The organism is Acidobacteriota bacterium, assembly GCA_016703965.1.
Taxonomy (GTDB): domain Bacteria; phylum Acidobacteriota; class Blastocatellia; order Pyrinomonadales; family Pyrinomonadaceae; genus OLB17.
The window spans coordinates 1,798,797-1,815,581 of record JADJBB010000021.1; the positions used below are offsets into that span (position 1 = coordinate 1,798,797).

At 51.4% G+C, this 16,785-nt stretch carries 20 protein-coding genes; 15 read left to right on the forward strand and 5 right to left on the reverse strand.

Going from position 1 to position 16,785, the window contains the following annotated elements; genetic code table 11:
• Positions 1-121 precede the first annotated feature (121 nt).
• A complete protein-coding gene (locus tag IPG22_15070) occupies positions 122-895 on the forward strand; it encodes a hypothetical protein (GenBank protein MBK6589607.1) in 774 nt (257 codons plus the stop codon).
• A 110-nt stretch (positions 896-1,005) separates the two neighbouring features.
• Positions 1,006-1,755, forward strand: coding sequence for a hypothetical protein (locus IPG22_15075; GenBank protein MBK6589608.1), 750 nt, complete (start codon positions 1,006-1,008; stop codon positions 1,753-1,755).
• A gap of 135 nt (positions 1,756-1,890) precedes the next feature.
• On the opposite strand, the gene IPG22_15080 is transcribed toward IPG22_15075, so the two are convergent.
• Entirely contained in the window at positions 1,891-2,442 is a 552-nt protein-coding gene (locus tag IPG22_15080; protein ID MBK6589609.1) for a BON domain-containing protein, read from the reverse strand.
• Positions 2,443-2,743: 301 nt separating this feature from the next.
• Complete coding sequence (locus IPG22_15085) at positions 2,744-3,193, reverse strand: tRNA (cytidine(34)-2'-O)-methyltransferase (protein ID MBK6589610.1); 450 nt, start codon at positions 3,191-3,193, stop codon at positions 2,744-2,746.
• Positions 3,194-3,424: 231 nt separating this feature from the next.
• On the opposite strand from IPG22_15085, the gene IPG22_15090 reads away from it, so the two are divergent.
• The 4 genes from IPG22_15090 (at position 3,425) to IPG22_15105 (ending at position 6,594) form a co-directional block, all read left to right on the forward strand.
• Positions 3,425-4,270 carry a hypothetical protein gene (locus IPG22_15090; protein ID MBK6589611.1) on the forward strand — a complete coding sequence of 282 codons (846 nt, stop codon included), beginning with the start codon at positions 3,425-3,427 and terminating at the stop codon, positions 4,268-4,270.
• A 223-nt stretch (positions 4,271-4,493) separates the two neighbouring features.
• Positions 4,494-5,102 (forward strand): hypothetical protein, encoded by a 609-nt coding sequence (locus IPG22_15095; protein ID MBK6589612.1) that lies wholly within the window; start codon positions 4,494-4,496, stop codon positions 5,100-5,102.
• A gap of 164 nt (positions 5,103-5,266) precedes the next feature.
• On the forward strand, positions 5,267-5,848 hold the full coding sequence (locus IPG22_15100) for a sigma-70 family RNA polymerase sigma factor (protein ID MBK6589613.1): 582 nt from the start codon (positions 5,267-5,269) through the stop codon (positions 5,846-5,848).
• Complete coding sequence (locus tag IPG22_15105; protein ID MBK6589614.1) at positions 5,848-6,594, forward strand: hypothetical protein; 747 nt, start codon at positions 5,848-5,850, stop codon at positions 6,592-6,594. The genes IPG22_15100 and IPG22_15105 overlap by 1 nt, the downstream gene beginning before the upstream one ends.
• Here IPG22_15105 and IPG22_15110 read toward each other — a convergent pair whose 3' ends face one another.
• On the reverse strand, positions 6,595-7,308 hold the full coding sequence (locus tag IPG22_15110) for a hypothetical protein (GenBank protein MBK6589615.1): 714 nt from the start codon (positions 7,306-7,308) through the stop codon (positions 6,595-6,597).
• Positions 7,309-7,356: 48 nt separating this feature from the next.
• Entirely contained in the window at positions 7,357-7,851 is a 495-nt protein-coding gene (locus IPG22_15115; protein MBK6589616.1) for a hypothetical protein, read from the reverse strand.
• 50 nt (positions 7,852-7,901) lie between these two features.
• Between IPG22_15115 and IPG22_15120 the strand changes: the two genes are divergently transcribed.
• The 9 genes from IPG22_15120 to IPG22_15160 are packed head-to-tail and all read left to right on the forward strand — an operon-like array spanning position 7,902 to position 15,618.
• Entirely contained in the window at positions 7,902-9,569 is a 1,668-nt protein-coding gene (locus IPG22_15120; GenBank protein MBK6589617.1) for an amidohydrolase, read from the forward strand.
• Positions 9,566-10,450, forward strand: coding sequence for an energy transducer TonB (locus IPG22_15125; protein ID MBK6589618.1), 885 nt, complete (start codon positions 9,566-9,568; stop codon positions 10,448-10,450). The genes IPG22_15120 and IPG22_15125 overlap by 4 nt, the downstream gene beginning before the upstream one ends.
• Before the next feature lie 35 nt (positions 10,451-10,485).
• Positions 10,486-12,018, forward strand: coding sequence for an amidohydrolase (locus IPG22_15130; protein ID MBK6589619.1), 1,533 nt, complete (start codon positions 10,486-10,488; stop codon positions 12,016-12,018).
• A gap of 48 nt (positions 12,019-12,066) precedes the next feature.
• On the forward strand, positions 12,067-12,591 hold the full coding sequence (locus IPG22_15135; GenBank protein MBK6589620.1) for a DUF4920 domain-containing protein: 525 nt from the start codon (positions 12,067-12,069) through the stop codon (positions 12,589-12,591).
• Positions 12,592-12,593: 2 nt separating this feature from the next.
• Positions 12,594-12,929, forward strand: coding sequence for a hypothetical protein (locus tag IPG22_15140; protein MBK6589621.1), 336 nt, complete (start codon positions 12,594-12,596; stop codon positions 12,927-12,929).
• Positions 12,930-12,941: 12 nt separating this feature from the next.
• Entirely contained in the window at positions 12,942-13,166 is a 225-nt protein-coding gene (locus IPG22_15145) for a DUF4926 domain-containing protein (protein MBK6589622.1), read from the forward strand.
• 15 nt (positions 13,167-13,181) lie between these two features.
• Entirely contained in the window at positions 13,182-14,288 is a 1,107-nt protein-coding gene (dusB, locus tag IPG22_15150; GenBank protein ID MBK6589623.1) for a tRNA dihydrouridine synthase DusB, read from the forward strand.
• A 53-nt stretch (positions 14,289-14,341) separates the two neighbouring features.
• The gene (locus IPG22_15155) at positions 14,342-15,190 is read left to right on the forward strand and encodes a hypothetical protein (GenBank protein ID MBK6589624.1); all 849 of its coding nucleotides are present in this window, start codon (positions 14,342-14,344) and stop codon (positions 15,188-15,190) included.
• 8 nt (positions 15,191-15,198) lie between these two features.
• Positions 15,199-15,618: a hypothetical protein gene (locus IPG22_15160; protein MBK6589625.1), complete on the forward strand. Its 420-nt coding sequence runs from the start codon at positions 15,199-15,201 to the stop codon at positions 15,616-15,618.
• Positions 15,619-15,673: 55 nt separating this feature from the next.
• Here the strand turns inward: IPG22_15160 and IPG22_15165 are convergent, their stop codons facing one another.
• A complete protein-coding gene (locus IPG22_15165) occupies positions 15,674-16,726 on the reverse strand; it encodes a peptidyl-prolyl cis-trans isomerase (GenBank protein MBK6589626.1) in 1,053 nt (350 codons plus the stop codon).
• Positions 16,727-16,785 lie beyond the last annotated feature (59 nt).

A 16,785-nucleotide genomic window follows, 5' to 3' on the forward strand; every position in this document is an offset into this window, starting at 1 on the left:
AAAACTCTGAGTGTTTTCTAACACTCGACTCCGATGGAATCAACTTCATAACATCAGGCCTGCAATATTGCATTAGACTTTATCGTTGATTAAAATGCGCTATTTTTTATCCGAGGTTCATATGCTGATCAATAAGAAACCGTTACTCGTAGTTGTTGCGATCGCGTCAATGGCACCCGTGCTGGTTTCTTTCCATACCCGTGGTCAGCAAAAAGATATATCGGAACAAGAACGACAAAAAAGGGAGTTTTACAGCCAGTATCCTACCGCACTTTACAATGCTCCAGAAAATTCGAGTCCTGAACGGAGAGCTGAAAGGAGTCTGAAAAGCAAGCGTTATGACAAGGGCCGCATGCCGGAAATAATAAGTCAGGCACCTGTTGATGACACTGAGGAAGTCTTTACCATCACGGAAGATCTTGAACTCACACCAGGCTTACCGGTAAATGAAAGTGAGCTCGTTGTCATCGGCGAGATTCTGGATGCTAACGCCTATTTGTCAAACAACAAAAAGCGCGTTTATTCCGAGTTCAGCTTTCGAATTTCTGACGTTCTTAAAAAGAATGATATCAGCGTCTCAAAGGGCGAATCACTATGCGTGGACCGTGAAGGAGGTTATGTCCAGTTCGAGAATGGAAGGAAACGGCTTCATAGTATTGGAGGGCTTTTGATGCCGCTTGTAGGCCGCCGATATGTGCTATTTCTGAAAAACAAAGAAAAGACTCCGAATTATGAAATTGTCTCAGGTTACGAGTTGAAAGCCGATGGCGTAAAGAACCTCAACGGTTCGGAGAAGTCCAGGGCGTATGCTGGTATGGACGAGATGACTTTTATGAAGTTGCTGTACAAGGCAATTGCCGAAGGCGTTGAAAGCAGGAACAAAAAGGAGGACTAAAAAAAACGATTAGTCTTGCGGTATCTACTGGGCAAAAGGAATATTTCTTGACTTAGACCCGATTTTTGAAATATTGTTTGCTCATCACACGGAGCCTGGCCTGACGGAAAATGAAAACGATCCCCGCAATTTTTTTATCGCTGGCCACGATCTTTCTACTTGCCCCGTTCGCGTATACACAAGAAAAGATCCCGCCGGAACTTCAGGGGCGGATACGGCAGTCGGGGGATGTTCCGATAGTCGATTTCGAGGCGGAGGGATCGCTCAGTCCATCGGAAAAAGAACTTAGGATCCAGCGAGGCAGAAAATACAAGACCTCCGTACCGCTCGACAAGTTCGAGGATCAGGACACCGTCTTTCACAACCCCGGTGCTCACTCGCCCGCTGATCAGCCACTTCCGGTCGATCAAAGCGATATTGTGGTGCTTGGGACAGTGACTGGTGCACGGGCTTTCGTTTCCAACGATAAGACCGCCTTATATTCCGAATTTCAGGTGACCGTAAACAAGATCTTTAAGAACAGCAGCGGGCTTGGAGTCAATCCTGGATCAAGCATCGTAGCCGAACGTGAGGGCGGCAAGGTGCGGTTTAGCTCGGGACGGGTTCAACAAAGAGGTGAATGGGGACGTGAACTTCCGCAGAGAGATCGCCAGTATATACTGTTCCTGAAATGGGACGAACTTGGAAGGGATTTCGTTATCAAAACGGGTTTCGAAGTTAATGGAGAGACCGTTCAGCCGCTTGATGGCCTAGCGGCCGATTTTTTACATCCATTTAGCAATTATGGTCGTTACAAAAATGCCGACTTAAAGAAATTTATTTCGGAACTCGAAACGGCTATATCCCAACGACCACAGTAGAGATCGACCTGTTTTTTGTAGAAGTTTTGCGGATGACCGCGCGGTCGGACTGCCCCCTAGATCGGACCAGCCTGATAGAAACTAAAAGCCGAGCATCGCTGCCCGGCTTTTTTCTATTGGGATTTTGTTGATTCCTTACGATCTTCGCGTATCGCGGCCGACGATGAGGTTGTTGGTTACCTCGAAGACTCCGTTGATACCGTTGGCGAGGATGTTTAGTGTGTTCGCGTCGCTGCGGCTTGATACGAAGCCCTCGAGCGTTAGGCGGCCGTTTTGGACGATGATCCTGACGTCAGGGTTGATCGTCGAGAAGTACTGTCCCGGGCCGCGATTAGTGAACGTCACCAACGCAGCACGCCGGATGCGGTCGTCGAATGAACCGACGGGCAGTTCCTCGATGTTATTCACGACATTCTTGATGCCGGGAATATCCTTGACCGCCGTAGCCGCGTCACGTTTTGTGCCGAGCGTGATGACCTTGCCGCTCAGAACGACCGTGTCGCCGTTGACCTGATAGGTAATGTTGTCAAAAACGCCATACCGCGGCAGCCCGCGAAGCTTCGAATAGATCTGCTGCTCAACTGATTTTTCGGGCTTCGCCGCCGCGAAACTCTGAGTGCCGAATCCGGCAATCGTTAATGCGATAACTGCGAATGAAAGTGCGAAATATTTCTTAATTCTGTCCATAACCTTTTTCTCCGTCCTAAAAGAGATGTGCCACCTCAAATGACAGCTATTGGACGTGAATCGACGGGGAAAGGGTGCCCGGAAAATGCGGCTGTGCCGCTCTATTTGCGGAAAAGCTCCGCTTTTCCGTGAGCCTCACCAACGACTTTACGGCTATGCCGCCCCTTGTTTTCGAATCTCAAAGATCGGCGGCAGAGCCGCGAGAGCATTCTATAAACTCACCGGAAAAGCAGAGCTTTTCCGCAAATAGACGGGCAAAGCCCGTAGGAATGCTTCTAGAATCGTCGCCCTACGGGAGCAATTACTTTGTACTTTGTCTGATCGCTTCATAAAGAACGATCGCGACGCTGTTCGCGAGATTCAGGCTGCGGACATTCGGGTTTGGCATTGGGATGGTGAGGCAGTGGCCGGCGTTTTCGGCGAGGAGAATTTCCGGTAAGCCGCGGGTTTCGGGGCCGAAGACTAGGCAGTCATTTGGCTCGTAGATCCAGTCGGTATATAGGCGGTCTGTTTTAGTCGTCAGAAATAGAAAACGAGAATCGGGCAGGCTCGCAGTTAGCTCTGCCATGTCGATATGCCGATGCAGATCGACCTCGTCCCAATAGTCGAGCCCCGAGCGTTTCAGCGTCCGGTCGTCCATTCTAAATCCAGTTACACCAACGATATGCAGGCTCGTAAACGTGGCCGCACACAGCCGGGCAATGTTGCCGGTGTTTGGGGGTATTTCGGGTTCGTAGAGGGCGATGTGCATTAAAGCTAATGGTAAATGGTAAATGGTAAATGGTAAACGGAAGCGGGCAACATCGCAGGGCGTATGCGTTCCTGGCATTTACCATTAAGCATTAAGCATTAACCATTTTCCGTTCCGTTTCGTGCATCTTTTCTGGTGCGATAAACATCAATCTCATACGGTTTGCACCGGCGGACTGGTGTTTGGCGGGGCGGTTTGTGTTACAATCCGATGTTTCGAGGAGAATTCTTAGTGCTTTTGCGTTTCAGATCATTTCTAACCGTCGCTCTATTTGCGCTTGTGTGTAGTTCGGCCGCGATCGGCCAGACTGAGCCGGCTCCGTCTCCGTCACCGTCGCCAACCGCGACGCCGGCAAAACCAGCCGGGACGCCGGCTCCGGTAAAATTCGACCCGAAAACCGTGACGGCTGAGCAGGTCGTCGAGACGTCGCTCATTTTTGCCTACGGGTATGGCGGCGGGCGGGCGCTTTTGAACCAGATCCGCAAGACAGCGTCCGAGCGCGGCAAGGCGATCTATACGATGCCCGACGGCAAGAAGGAAGAGGCGACCTATCAGAAATTTGTCATTCGCGGCGAGAGCATCAATAAAGAAAAGATCCGACTGGACCAGGAATTCCCGAACGCCCGCTATTCGCTGGTCTTTAACGACGACAAGATCTACGGCGTTTTCAACAACACCGTCTTTGCTCCTCGCGAAGATGCCGCAAAGGGATTTGAAAATCAGATAGTAAGAGGGCTCGAGGCGTTTCTAAGATACAAAGAGAACGGCTCGACCATCGAGATGGCTTCGCGTGAAAAGGTGATGGGTGTCGATTACTACATGATCGACGTGACCGACAAGCAGCAGCGAAAAACTCGCTTCTACGTCAGTGCCAAATCATGGCGCGTGATGATGCTCACCTATGAGGAAGCCGGGGTAAAATACCGCCGCAAATTCTACGATTACAACTACGCACAGGGAACCCTCGTGCCGTTCCGCACTGTTCTCTGGGCCGATGACAAGATCATCGAGGAAACCGACATCGGCACCATCACCTTCGGCCAGAAGGTGGATGAGGAATTGTTCAAAGCCGGTTAGGACTGGAGCGCAAGCGTCCCGCTTGCCAACGCCGGTTCCTCCGGCGTGACGCACATTACAAATTTCCAACTCGATCAATAACCCCGGCCGTCAGCGTTCTCTTGAACGCTTGGCAAGCGTGACGATTGCGCTCCAGTCGCCCTTTGAATCTTTTTGCAACTTTCTCCTGCCTGATCTGTTTAACTGATTGCTACTCCCCGAAAACTATTTCAGGAGACTATTGATGAATAAGATCAAATTATTGATTGTAAGTATAGGTGTGTCCGGCGTGCTGTTTTTATTGCCGGTGTTGGGTTTTGGACAGGCTGCGCTGGAACCGAGTTATGAGGTGTCGCTCCAGCTTTTGATGGGGTCGAATGACGGAGGGCAAAAGGGAAATCTTCCTTCGACGCTCTCGGGTATTTCGCAGCGTTTGAAATCGAGTTATTCGTATTCGAACTACCGCCTCGCAGAGACACTCCTGGGCCGAATATCCAATCGGGGAAAGTTCGAATATAAAAGCGGGGCCAATTTTGGGCGGGATCTCGCGAGCCAGCCGCCAAACTTCATCGAAATGACGCTTAACGAACTGAAGACCGGCCAAACCGCAAAGGGCAGTCAGGCATTCCAGATAGAAACGTTTAGGTTTGGAGCTCGAGTGCCCGTGATTACCAGTGTTATCAAAGACGAATCCGGCAAAGAGCGATCTGCTGTTAATTACGAACAGATAGGCCTCACGCTTAACAAAGTCGGGCTATCTGAAAATGTTCCGACGCTGATCGGCACTCTGAATATGCCGGGTGTGAACGATACGATATTTCTCGTAATGACGATAAAACCGGTCGATCTTTAGCGAACTTTCACGCCCGCCGCCGAAATTTCGGAACAATTTCGGCGGCCGGGCGTGATCTATATCGAGGGCTGATTTTGTTTTATACAAGATTACGTTTTTAATAGTATGGATGTATGGCTTTCGACAGTACAAGAACTTTTGGTGTGGGGGCGCAGCGTAAGCATATGGCTGACGGAAAGCTCACCGACCACGAACTCGTCGACGCCACGCGCAATGGTGACGAATCTGCCTTTGCCGAGATAATGCAGCGTTACCGGAATCCGTTAACGAACTATCTCTATAGATTTTTGAATGATTACGAAGAGGCGGTCGACCTCGCTCAGGAGACATTTGTCAGGGTTTATTTTGCCCTCGACAGATATCACACTCAATATGCGTTTTCGACTTACATCTATCGTATCGCGACAAACCTCGCAATTAGTGAGATCCGCAGGCGAAAGCGGCGAAAGCTGCTTAGCTTGACCGGGCTCTTTCAGGGCGAGGACGACAGCGAGGTCGAGTTTCAACCGACGGACGGCAAGATACTGGCCGACGAGGAACTCGTCGATGACGAACGCAGCCAGATCATCGCCAAGGCGATCGCGGCCTTGCCTGAGAAATACCGCGTGCCCGTCATTCTTCGCGATGTCGAAGGGAAGTCCTACGATGAGGTCGCCCAAATCATGGAACTGGGCTTAGGTACCACAAAATCACGCATCAGCCGCGGGCGGGCGTTATTGAAAGAGAAATTGCAGAATTATTTATAATGGTTAACGAAGAGAAAAACATGCAGGAACCGGAACATCTAGACGTTGCCCGTCTGATCGGCACGCTAAATCGGGTTCAGGCTCCGAAAGATTTTGACTTTCACGTGAAGGCTCGCATAGCGAAAGGCCGTCCCGTCGAGCGTCGTTCGTCCTGGCTGCCGGTTTCAGTGCGCTATGCGATGCCGCTTGTTTTGCTGCTTGCGGTGGGTAGCTATTTCGGCTTTAAGACGATGTATTCGACCGAAGAAGCGAATGTGCCGGCGGTTGCCTACGCTCCTTCACAGCCAGTTATTCCGGTTTCGGATGCGGTTACGTCGCAGCCTGAAGCAGTTCGGGAAATTCCCGCAGGTTCGACAGTTGCCGAGGTGAAAACGCCTGATCAGGGAAACAAGGTCGTAAAGACCGTGCAGAAAACGCCTGTAACTACGGACGTTAAAACGGAAAAGCCGGGCGGCGGTTCTGTCGATCTGGGCCAGTCGAACGCAGCTAGTATCCGCCAGCCGGACGAGATCGACGACAATGCTCCGGGACCTCCTAAGAAAGTTCTGGTTTCGGCCAGTCAGTTTTTGGCTTCGGTCGGGATCGCGGCGAGTTCGTCGGGAAGCGGCGGCAGAATTCAGTCGGTCAGCGGCTCAGCCGCAAGTGCCGGAATTCAGGTGGGCGATGTGATCGAGTCGGTGAATGTTCAGACAGGAACCGTTCGGGTTCGGCGTGACGGGAAAACGATTACCGCGGTTCTTCGTTAATTATTTTATCTTTCGCGGGATCAAGAAAAGTCCGATCAGATATAACGTAAGCGTGAAAAACTGAATGTAGCCCGTGCCGGCCGAGTATTTCGGCAGTTCCAACAGCCAGGTGAAGGCTTCTTTGCCGGGATTTTCAAATAACCGCTGCCACCAGCTACCAGTTGGGGCGGCGGTTATGTTTGCGAGGACGAGAAATTTAACGGCGAAGGCGAGTCCGTACAGGGCGATCATGCTCCGCAGCAGGCGTTTAGCGTCGAACTCGGCGAACAGGTTATTCCAGATCGTCCAGAAGAAACAGAATCCCACGACCCAAAACGTCAATCCTTGCTCCGGCAGCAGCGAGTTATAGAGTTGAACGGTTGCTGTGAACAACGAGAGCAGAACCGTGACACCGGCTGCATTCTCGAGCAGCGGGCTGTCTTCAGCGATCCATCCATCGATCGAGATCATCCCTGAGCGAAAGAACAGAACCAGCGTCAACGCAGCAAAAACGAGGCACACCAAAGCCGGTTTGAGAAAAATAAACGCATTATCCGCCGCCCCGAGCCGCAGTCCGCCGAGAAGTGTGACCGCAATGAAGATCGCGGGGAGCACGAGGTACGTCAGATAACCTGTCTGTGTAGCCTTTTCGTTACGATGCCTGGGAAAACGGATTACGGTGTTTTGTTCGCCGATCTGTATCTCAGTAGCTGTCGTCTCTTCGTTCTCTTGCATAGGTTGTATGCCGTCTTTGTTCCGCCCACTTACGCAGGCGGTTCTGACTTATTTGCGTTCACGCGTCAGTTTCATCGGGTTAAAATCGGACGGCGTGATCTTTAGTCCGTCTTCGAATTCAGTTTTTAGATCAGTAGCTGTTTTTATCCCGAGGGTTTGATCTGTCGTTCGATAGTTCGGATCGACCGCGATCGCGCGGTCCACGGCGGCTAGTCCGCTCGTAAACAATGCATCGTCATTCGACAAACGTCCCCAGCCTTGGCGGTAGAAGCTGTAGGCAATGAGAAACTGCGTAGCCGCGTCGCGTTTCTCGGGATCCGCCCGCTCGAACGCGAGACGGGCGCCGCCGAAGTCTTCTGACCTGAAAGCATTCATTCCACGCGTAAATTCTTCTTTATTTATCTCGTAAGTGCCTATTGCGACCTGGCTTTTTGTCGCGACCTCGGCGATCGTTCGCGGCTCGGAAATGTATAGGAATGCGATGAAAACAAAGCCGGCCAGAGTGAGTAAGATGCTCGAAATGTGGATATACTTCTGCTTCATTGGTATAATCGGCTCAATCCAAGGATACACTTTCTACGCTTCGAACAAATATGAAAAAGTTTACCGTCCTCGCTGTCCTGTTTGCCCTTTCTCTGTGTGTGCATCTCAACATCGTCGCTCAAACGAGCCAAGCTGACCTCGTCATCACGAACGCTAACATCCGCACGATGGATGCCAAGCGGACGATCGCCAAATCGATCGCAATGCTCAACGGCAAGATCATTGCCATCGGTTCAGATGCCGATACGAGATCGCTGGTTGGTGCGAATACGCGCGTCATTGACGCCGGCGGCAAAACGATCGTTCCCGGATTCAACGATGCGCACGTGCATTTTATGGAAACCGGGTCGCAGCTTTCTTCGGTCGACCTGCGAGACGCCAAAACACCGGCGGAATTCGTAGCACGGATCAAAGCGTTCGCGGCAAAGCTGCCCAAGGGCCGCTGGATCTTGGGCGGAAAGTGGGACCATGAAAATTGGACGCCGAACGCACTCCCGACGGCCGCCCTGATAGATGCAGCAACTCCCGACAATCCCGTTTTTATCGATCGCCTTGACGGCCACATGGCACTCGCCAATAGTCTCGCGATGCGGCTTGCCGGTGTAAATAAAGAAACTAAAGAAGTTGACGGCGGTTTGATCGTGCGTGATGCATCCGGAAATCCGGCAGGCGTTTTCAAAGACGCGGCAATGTCGTACATCTATCGGGTGATTCCCGATTCGAGTTGGGACGAGAAAATGGAATTCGCCCAGGCGGCGACCGAGCACGCTGCGAGCCTCGGCATCACAAGCGTTACAGACGTTTCGGGTGGAACGGATGTCGGCGTTTATCAGGAATTGATCCGGCAGGGCAAGCTGAAAACCAGGATCTACGGCTGCTCGCCGCTTTCCGATTACCAACGCTGGGCACGCACGGGTGTTCGGTACGCATTCGGTTCAGCGATGCTGCGTGTAGGCTGCTTAAAGGGCTATGCGGATGGAAGCCTGGGCTCGACGACCGCGTGGCTTTTCGAGCCATACCTGGATGATCCAAAGACGTCAGGCCTGGCGGGCGAGGACATCCCAAAAACCGAGGAATATGTTAAAGCCGCCGATAAGGCCGGCCTGCAGATCAACATCCACGCCATTGGCGACAAGGCAAACGCAACGATCCTCGATATTTACGAAAAGGCCATTCAGGCAAATGGCCCACGCGACCGGCGTTTTCGCATCGAGCATTCGCAGCACCTTCGTCAGGAAGACATCAAGCGTTTCGGCAGTCTCAAGGTTGTGGCCTCGATGCAGCCATTCCATATCATCGACGACGGCCGCTGGGCATGGAAGCGGATCGATGAGAAGCGTTTAAAGGGAACTTATGCGTTTCGAACGCTGCTTGATACCGGTGCGGTTTTAGCGTTCGGCTCCGATTCGCCGGTCGCTCCGCTTAATCCGCTGTGGGGCGTTTACGCAGCAGTCACTCGCCGCACGCTTGACGACAAGAATCCGAACGGATGGATCCCGGAACAGAAGATCTCAGTTGATGAGGCGGTAAGATCGTTCACGTGGGGATCAGCATATGGTGAATTTCAGGACAGCTGGAAGGGAACTCTCGAGGTCGGGAAGCTTGGCGATTTGGTCATTTTGTCCGACGACATCTTTACTATCGATCCGCCTAAGATATGGAACGTCAAGGTTCTGAAAACCATCGTTGACGGCAAAGTTGTTTTTGAATCGAAATGAGATTTCTTGTACTTCCACTTCTTTTTCTTTGTGTTCTCACGTCGTACGCACAAAGTGCTAATGAAACGACGTGGAGGACAATAGTAAGTAAAGACAACGACTTCTCGGTCATGCTGCCCGGCGAGATCGTCGTTTATAACGACAAAGCCCTAGACCTCGTTAATATCTCGGCGGGTGTTCCGGGAGTTTCCTTCCGCGTAATGTTCAATCGATCCTCAAGCGGAACGGCCCAGTTGAACTACTTTAAAAAGGTCAAAGAGAAAGAAGGATTTGTCGGTTCACAACGCTCGGGCCCCGGTTTTGAAACAGGGATCTACGTAGCAAAAAAGAAGATCTACCGCATCTCTTTATACTTCAGAACGAAAGCGGGATTTTATTCGGTCGACGTCCTGGCTAAGGACGATAATGACAAACACCTTGCCGAGTTTCTGGGTTCGATAATAGTGAACATGAACCGGATCGCTGAAAATAAGGGAACGCAGCCAACGCCCCGATCCAGGATCTCGGTCGAAGACCTTCAAACAAGCCAGAAGATCAAAGATTTTCAGGCTCGCAAGCAGTCGAACGCGGTTCGCGTCGTGAACGGGAAACAAACGATCGATCAGGATGTTTTTTATTCTGAACAGCTTTTGATACTTAATAAGCCGCGTCCCCGATATGATGATCGAGCCAGAATGGAAAATGTGCAGGGCACTGTCATCTTACAGGTCGAGTTCAAGGGTACCGGCGACATTGGAACCGTCTGGGTGGTGTCGGGCCCGCACCTGCTTCATGACGTCGCTATCGAGGCGGCGAGAAAGATAAAGTTCCTTCCGGCTGAGATCGATGGACAAACTGTCGATGTCATCCGCGAAGTCGAGTACAGTTTCTCTATCTATTGATCAGCAGACCTTTTCACGATCCGATCGGTTCAAAGATGCGTTGCCTATTCAGCCAGCTGATCCTGCTCGTGTTTCCGATAATTGCTGCGGGACAGTCGCCCGCAGAATTGGTCATTACAAATGCGAATATTCGCACGATGGATGTAAAGAGGCCGACTGCATCGGCCATAGCGGTTTCCAATGCGAGGATCATTGCCGTGGGCTCGATCGATAAGATCCGGGAGCTTATCGGGCCGGGTACGAAGGTCATTGATGCCAATGGCAAACTGGTTATTCCGGGGTTCAATGACGCTCATGTGCATTTTACGGGCGTTGGAAACTGGTTCTCACACCTCGAAGCATCGAATATCAAAAACGAGCAGGAACTGCTCGACCGCGTCGCTCATTTCACCCGCTTTCTGCCAAAAGGGCGTTGGGTTCTCGGCGCAAAACTCTCTTCTGGTTCATTGCCGGGCCGAGCAGTTCTTGATTCGGTCAGCTCCAACAATCCGGTGTTGATATATTTGGCCGATCCCGCATTCGCATTCGTAAATTCCGCTGCCTTCAAACTTGCTCGAATTCCCACTGAAAATATTGGTTCAAACTACAAAGAAGTCGGTCGTGATCCCAAGGGCCGGGCGACAGGTGTCGTAACCGGGAAGGCATTGCAGCTCATCCGAAATTCGATACCAAAAGATAATGCCACCAACTGGGCTGAGATAACCGAAGCCGCAAGCAGCTACGCCGCATCGCTTGGCGTGACGAGTGTGCAGGACGTGCATTCAGACAACCTGCTCGCTACATATCACGAAATGGCGAAAGCCGGAAAGCTGAAGACCCGCATCTATGAATGTGTCGGCATGAGCGATTGGGAAAAGGACAAATCGATCGGGCTCCATGCGGCGACGGGCGACGAGATGGTTCGCGGCGGCTGCGTCAAAACTTTTTCCGATGGCAGCAGCGACGAACGCGGCGAACTCGGAGCTCGTATTGCAAAAGCCGACAAGGCAGGAATGCAGATCATGGTGCATGCCATCGGGGCACGAGCGAATAAAAACACGATCGACGCATTCGAATTTGCTGCATCTAAGAATGGAAAGCGTGACCGCCGTTTTCGCGTCGAGCATGCTCGAAATATCTCGGCAGGTGACATAGCCAGGCTTTCGCGATCGTCGATCATTGCTTCGATGCAGCCGGCATTGTTTTACCGCGATGGTGATGCGGGTGATAACTATCCGTTCATTTTTCGCTCGCGAGCAAAGGTGGCTTTCGGCTCGGATGCATCGATGATCGACATCGATCCTTTGGCGGGTATCCACGCGGCGGTTAATTCTCGTTCAGGCTCGGTGTCGGTCGAAACGGCAGTTTCAGCCTACACGATCGGCTCGGCCTATGCGGAGTTTCAGGAAAATCAGAAGGGGACGATCTCTGTCGGCAAACTTGCGGATCTAATTGTTCTTTCCGACGATATTTTCAGGATGCGTTCGGACGATATCAGGAACGCCAAGGTCCTTATGACGATCATGAACGGGACGGTCGTTTATGACGCAAATTGTTACATCGAGCGGCGTTCTGGCTGCGAAAACTGATATAATACCCAAATAATTCTATTGAATTTTGAGAGGAAACATAACTTTATGAAAAAACTTGTAATTTTGACCAGCCTGATCCTTGCGTTCACACTCGGAGCTTTTGCTCAGGAAAAGATGGAAAAGGGCAAACCGACCGACAAAGACAAAACCGAAGCGATCCCGACGACCAGCTACATGAAGCGCGGTGCGGCCATAGGTTCTGCACAGAAAGTCTCGCTCGCTAAGGTCCTCGCGGATCCGACGAAATTCTCTGGCAAACTTGTTCGCGTTGAAGGCGTTATCGTTCGTTCGTGCAAGACCGAAGGCTGCTGGGCTGAACTCGCGCCAAAGAAAGACGGCAAGAGCGTTCGCGTCAAGATGAAAGACCACGCGTTCTTCATCCCGCTCGAATCCGCAGGAGCTTTGGCTCGTGCTGAAGGCGTTCTCACGGTCAAAGTGCTCTCGAAGGAAGAGGTCGATCACATGATCAACGACGACGGAGCGAAATTCCCGAATCGTAATTCGGATGGTTCAGTAAGCGAAATTTCGTTCGAAGCGACTGGTATTGAGTTGAAGAAAGCTTCGAAGTAACCGTGCGTATTCCGAATGCGGAAAATGCCGTCGTTGCCGTCGAAAAGTTGGTTAATTATTGCCTGGATCAGACGAACGAAGTTGGCCAACATAAGGCGAAAGTCTTCGCTTCGGCCCTTGGGATAACGCAGATCAATTACGAGGTTTTGCGGTCAGCCCTGCTGAATGCCGTTAATTCCAATGAAGCGGTCGCCGGAGTTTCCGATGTATTTGGCGACAGATATATCGTGGATTTCGACTTCGTTCGTGGTGACAGATGTGCTCGAATCAGAAGTATTTGGATGATCAATCGTGGTAGCGAAATGCCACGATTGATCACCTGCTATGTTATCGATTAACTTGGGGGAGTTATGAAAAAACCTGAAATGTTTGATTCGGTTGCATTGATCGAGGACCTTCCCGAAGCGGGTTTAGTGCGTGGGAATATGGGGGCGATCGTTGAGAGCTATCACGATGGCGAGGCTTACGAGGTTGAATTTGTCGATACCGACGGGCAAACGTACGGCCTGCTGGCTTTGCGGCCAGAGCAGTTCATTGTGCTTCATAGAAGTTCTATGGAAAAGATTGCAGCCTGACATCAAGCTGGCAACATGAAACCCTTTAAGATCCGCAATATCGAAATAAACCCGCCGCTCATACTTTCACCAATGGCGGGGGTTACTGACTACACCTTCCGCCGCTTGATAAAGCGGCGGGGAGGTGTGGGTTTGGTCGTTTCTGAGTTTATTTCGGTCGAGGGACTCACACGGGGGAATCCCAAATCGAAACGTCAGATGCGTTTTGATGAAGAGGAGCGTCCCTACGCCGTGCAGATATTTGGCGGAAAGCCGGACCGAATGGCGATGGGAGCCGAGATGGCTGAGGAGATCGGTGCAGATATTCTCGATGTAAATTGCGGGTGTCCGGCTCCGAAGGTCGTAAAGAATGGCGGCGGTTCCGGATTGCTTCGCGACCCGCAATTGCTCGAGAACATTCTGAAAGAGATCAAAAAAACGATTACGATCCCGCTGACGCTAAAGCTGCGAACCGGTTATTCGGAATCGACGATCAATGTGGTCGATGTTGCGAAGATGGCCGAGCAGTGCGGCGTCGAACACATTCAGGTGCATGGACGAACGCGGGAACAGGGCTATAAGGGCCTCGCAAATTGGGATCTGATCAGGCAGGTGAAGGAAGCTGTGAGCATTCCGGTATCGGGCAACGGCGATATCACGACGATCGAATACGGAATGACCAAATGGCGTGAGACCGGGACCGACGGCATTCTGATCGGCCGCGGTGCGATGCAGAATCCGTGGATCTTTCGCCAATTCCAGGACGTCATCGAGGGCCGCGAGCCATATCAGCCGGATCTCAACGAGAAAAAGCACGTTCTGCTTGAATTCTTCTCAATGTGCCGCGAGGAAATGCCTGAGATCGTCAGCCTGGGCAAAATGAAGCAGCTCGCCGGGCAGTTCACGAAAGGCCTGGTCGGCGGTGCCCAGTTTCGCCAAACGCTTTACCATTCGCATTCGGCAGATGAGATCCTCGATAATATCACGACCTATTTCGAAGCTCTCGAGCGAAGTCAGACGTTCGGCGATGGCCATGTGGAAGCTGATGCTGATCGTGATCTGATAATAGATTCGTGCGACGCCGGCGCTGGAAATCCGTATCAGATGCCATCGGAACTGATTGCATCAACTGCCGCGAATTAGTTTTTGTATCAAGGGGCCGTAAATTTGAAAGGAGATCGTCAAATACCTTCGCTATGAGAAACCTTAAGAAGCTTCCCCTTTTTCTGCTGATCGTTGCCTGCTCATCGATGTGGCTTTCAGCCCAGAATCTAAAGCCCGAAGAGATCATCGCCAAGCACCTGAACGCCGTCGGGTCTAAAGGCGACCGCGATGCTCTCAAGAGCATCATGGCACTCGGGGCGAGTGAGTTCGAATCGAATGTTCCGGTCGTCAAGGGCGGCGGCAAAGCCGTCGTTGTGTCGGACCCGGGAAATCTATTCTTTATCATCAGCCTGAATTCAAAGGAATATCCGTTTGAAAAGATCGGCTATTTTGACGGCAAAACCAGCCTGCCGTTTACAACCGCCGGCAGCCGTTCGCTGCTCGGGTCATTTCTGTCAGATCATCAATTGATGTTGAGCGAAGGGCTCTTCACAGGAGCGATGTCGATGAGGTGGCCGCTTTGGGACATCCAAAAGTCCAAACCAAAGCTAGGTGGCGGCGGAACAAAGAAGGTGAATGATCGCAAGGCCTATGTGATCGATTACAACCCGGCGGGCGGCGGTTCTCCTGAATTTACTATCAAGCTCTATTTTGACGCCGATACCTTCAATCACATCCGTACGGAATATCGCTACGAGATACAGCCGACCGATGGGACATTTGGGCAGCAGAACCGCCGGGCGAGCGGCGTGGCTATCCTGGCTGAGAATTTCTCAGATTTCAAAGCTGTCGAGGGAATTACACTGCCGCATACTTTTCGTGCGGAGCTCTCAAATAACGGTACTAGTGGAATGTATAAAAACATCTGGGGTATCAAGGTTGCCGAATACAGACTAAATCAGCCGCTCGCACCGGACTTTTTTACATTTGATCCGAAGTAGAGGCGTTTATGCGATCTATCATCATAGCGGCCCTGCTGATCTTTCCCGCATTTTGTCTTGGCCAGGCCGGCGATAATACAGCGATCCGCTCCTCTGCTGCCTATGCTGAGGTGCTCGTTCGAAAGACGGAGGTTCAGGCAGATCTGGAAGCCGTTTCGGCGGACTATACTGAAGCCAACCCGAAGCTGCTCGATCTTCGGTTTGAGCTTTCGGCCTTAGAACGGTCTACTGCCCGGATCCTTGCCACAAAGCCATCGGAAGCCGCAAAGCTGACACTTGGGGTCGGCAAGCTGTTCGTTAAAAAAGCTTCACTCGAAACCGAACAAGCGAGGCTCCTTCGAAGCTACGGCCTGGAACATCCCGAGGTTAAACGGGCGAAACGCCGGGTTGAGATATTCGAGAACGCGATCAACGAACTGATCAAATAAGAAAGGGCCGGAATTGAATCTTCCGGCCCTTTTCTATTTCCTAAGTGATCGTACGTTACTTTGTTGGCTTGTCCTTTCGTTCATCGGCGAAAAGGATCGGTGCAACGAGCGGGCGATAAGCGTCGGCGATCTTGATGTACGAATTCTCGCGAAGTTTGGCCATAAAACGCTTTTGTTCATCGGGAACCTTCTCACTCATTATCGCCATTCTTACGGCATTCTCGTCGAAGACCGATTCCGAACTCGCTTGCTGACGTTCATCGATGCGAAGGATCACGACACCGAGCTGCTCAACGTCGAACGGTGAAGTGTATTCTCCGGTTTTGAGGCCCGCGATCGGTTTTGAGATAACTTCGACAAGGTCTTTTACCTTAAGTTTTTCGGCCTTTCCGGTACCGTTGGTGATCACGCCGGGATCAGAGGTTTCTTTAGCGATCTTGTCCCAGTTTCCGCCGGCTTTCAGCTGAGCCGCGATCTCTTTCGCCTTTTCACGGACCGTTTTCTCGTCGCGGCCGGCAAACCCTAAGAAGATCTCACTGAAAGAAACGGTCTCGGGCGTCGTGAATTTGGACTTGTTCTTTTCAAAATAGTCTTTTAATTCCTTACCGTTTGCCGCCCAGTAAACCTTCATCTGGACTTCTTTCTCGATAACGCGGTCGCGGGTCGCCTGTTTTCTCCAGTCCTCACGGATCTGTTTCGGATCGACGCCGCTTTTTTCCATCTGGGCATACAACTCCTCAACGGTTTTCAGATCGTATTGCTTCATGATCTCGCGGAACCGCTGATTGAGGCTCGCCTCGATATTACTGTCCAAACCGTTTTCCTTGGCTTTCTGTACGAGGAGTTCTTCGTTGATCAAACTTGCGATCAACTCGCCCTGCTTTTCGTCAACCAACTTTTGCGCGTCTTCGCGAGATTTGCCTTCCTGCACGTAGCTGTCGACAATGCCCCTCGACTCGCGTTTTACGCGCGAGAGCGTTATAACGCCGTCATTTACCTGTGCGACGACCTCGTCAACAACCTTCGTTTGCGTTTCCTGCGAGAATACCGGAATGCTCAGCATCAGAGCTGCGAGCGATACAAAAAATAGCTGCCTTAAATATTTCATCAAAAAAAACTCCTATTGGCCGTAAGGGGAAATAATATTACCCAATGACGTTTTGCGCA

Bases quoted from the DNA above. Each gene is read 5' to 3' on its own strand.
- IPG22_15070 (MBK6589607.1), top strand. From the start codon at position 122: ATGCTGATCAATAAGAAACCGTTACTCGTAGTTGTTGCGATCGCGTCA.
- IPG22_15075 (MBK6589608.1), top strand. From the start codon at position 1,006: ATGAAAACGATCCCCGCAATTTTTTTATCGCTGGCCACGATCTTTCTA.
- IPG22_15080 (MBK6589609.1), bottom strand. From the start codon at position 2,442: ATGGACAGAATTAAGAAATATTTCGCACTTTCATTCGCAGTTATCGCA.
- IPG22_15085 (MBK6589610.1), bottom strand. From the start codon at position 3,193: ATGCACATCGCCCTCTACGAACCCGAAATACCCCCAAACACCGGCAAC.
- IPG22_15095 (MBK6589612.1), top strand. From the start codon at position 4,494: ATGAATAAGATCAAATTATTGATTGTAAGTATAGGTGTGTCCGGCGTG.
- IPG22_15100 (MBK6589613.1), top strand. From the start codon at position 5,267: ATGGCTGACGGAAAGCTCACCGACCACGAACTCGTCGACGCCACGCGC.
- IPG22_15105 (MBK6589614.1), top strand. From the start codon at position 5,848: ATGGTTAACGAAGAGAAAAACATGCAGGAACCGGAACATCTAGACGTT.
- IPG22_15110 (MBK6589615.1), bottom strand. From the start codon at position 7,308: ATGCAAGAGAACGAAGAGACGACAGCTACTGAGATACAGATCGGCGAA.
- IPG22_15115 (MBK6589616.1), bottom strand. From the start codon at position 7,851: ATGAAGCAGAAGTATATCCACATTTCGAGCATCTTACTCACTCTGGCC.
- IPG22_15120 (MBK6589617.1), top strand. From the start codon at position 7,902: ATGAAAAAGTTTACCGTCCTCGCTGTCCTGTTTGCCCTTTCTCTGTGT.
- IPG22_15125 (MBK6589618.1), top strand. From the start codon at position 9,566: ATGAGATTTCTTGTACTTCCACTTCTTTTTCTTTGTGTTCTCACGTCG.
- IPG22_15130 (MBK6589619.1), top strand. From the start codon at position 10,486: ATGCGTTGCCTATTCAGCCAGCTGATCCTGCTCGTGTTTCCGATAATT.
- IPG22_15135 (MBK6589620.1), top strand. From the start codon at position 12,067: ATGAAAAAACTTGTAATTTTGACCAGCCTGATCCTTGCGTTCACACTC.
- IPG22_15145 (MBK6589622.1), top strand. From the start codon at position 12,942: ATGAAAAAACCTGAAATGTTTGATTCGGTTGCATTGATCGAGGACCTT.
- dusB (MBK6589623.1), top strand. From the start codon at position 13,182: ATGAAACCCTTTAAGATCCGCAATATCGAAATAAACCCGCCGCTCATA.
- IPG22_15155 (MBK6589624.1), top strand. From the start codon at position 14,342: ATGAGAAACCTTAAGAAGCTTCCCCTTTTTCTGCTGATCGTTGCCTGC.
- IPG22_15160 (MBK6589625.1), top strand. From the start codon at position 15,199: ATGCGATCTATCATCATAGCGGCCCTGCTGATCTTTCCCGCATTTTGT.
- IPG22_15165 (MBK6589626.1), bottom strand. From the start codon at position 16,726: ATGAAATATTTAAGGCAGCTATTTTTTGTATCGCTCGCAGCTCTGATG.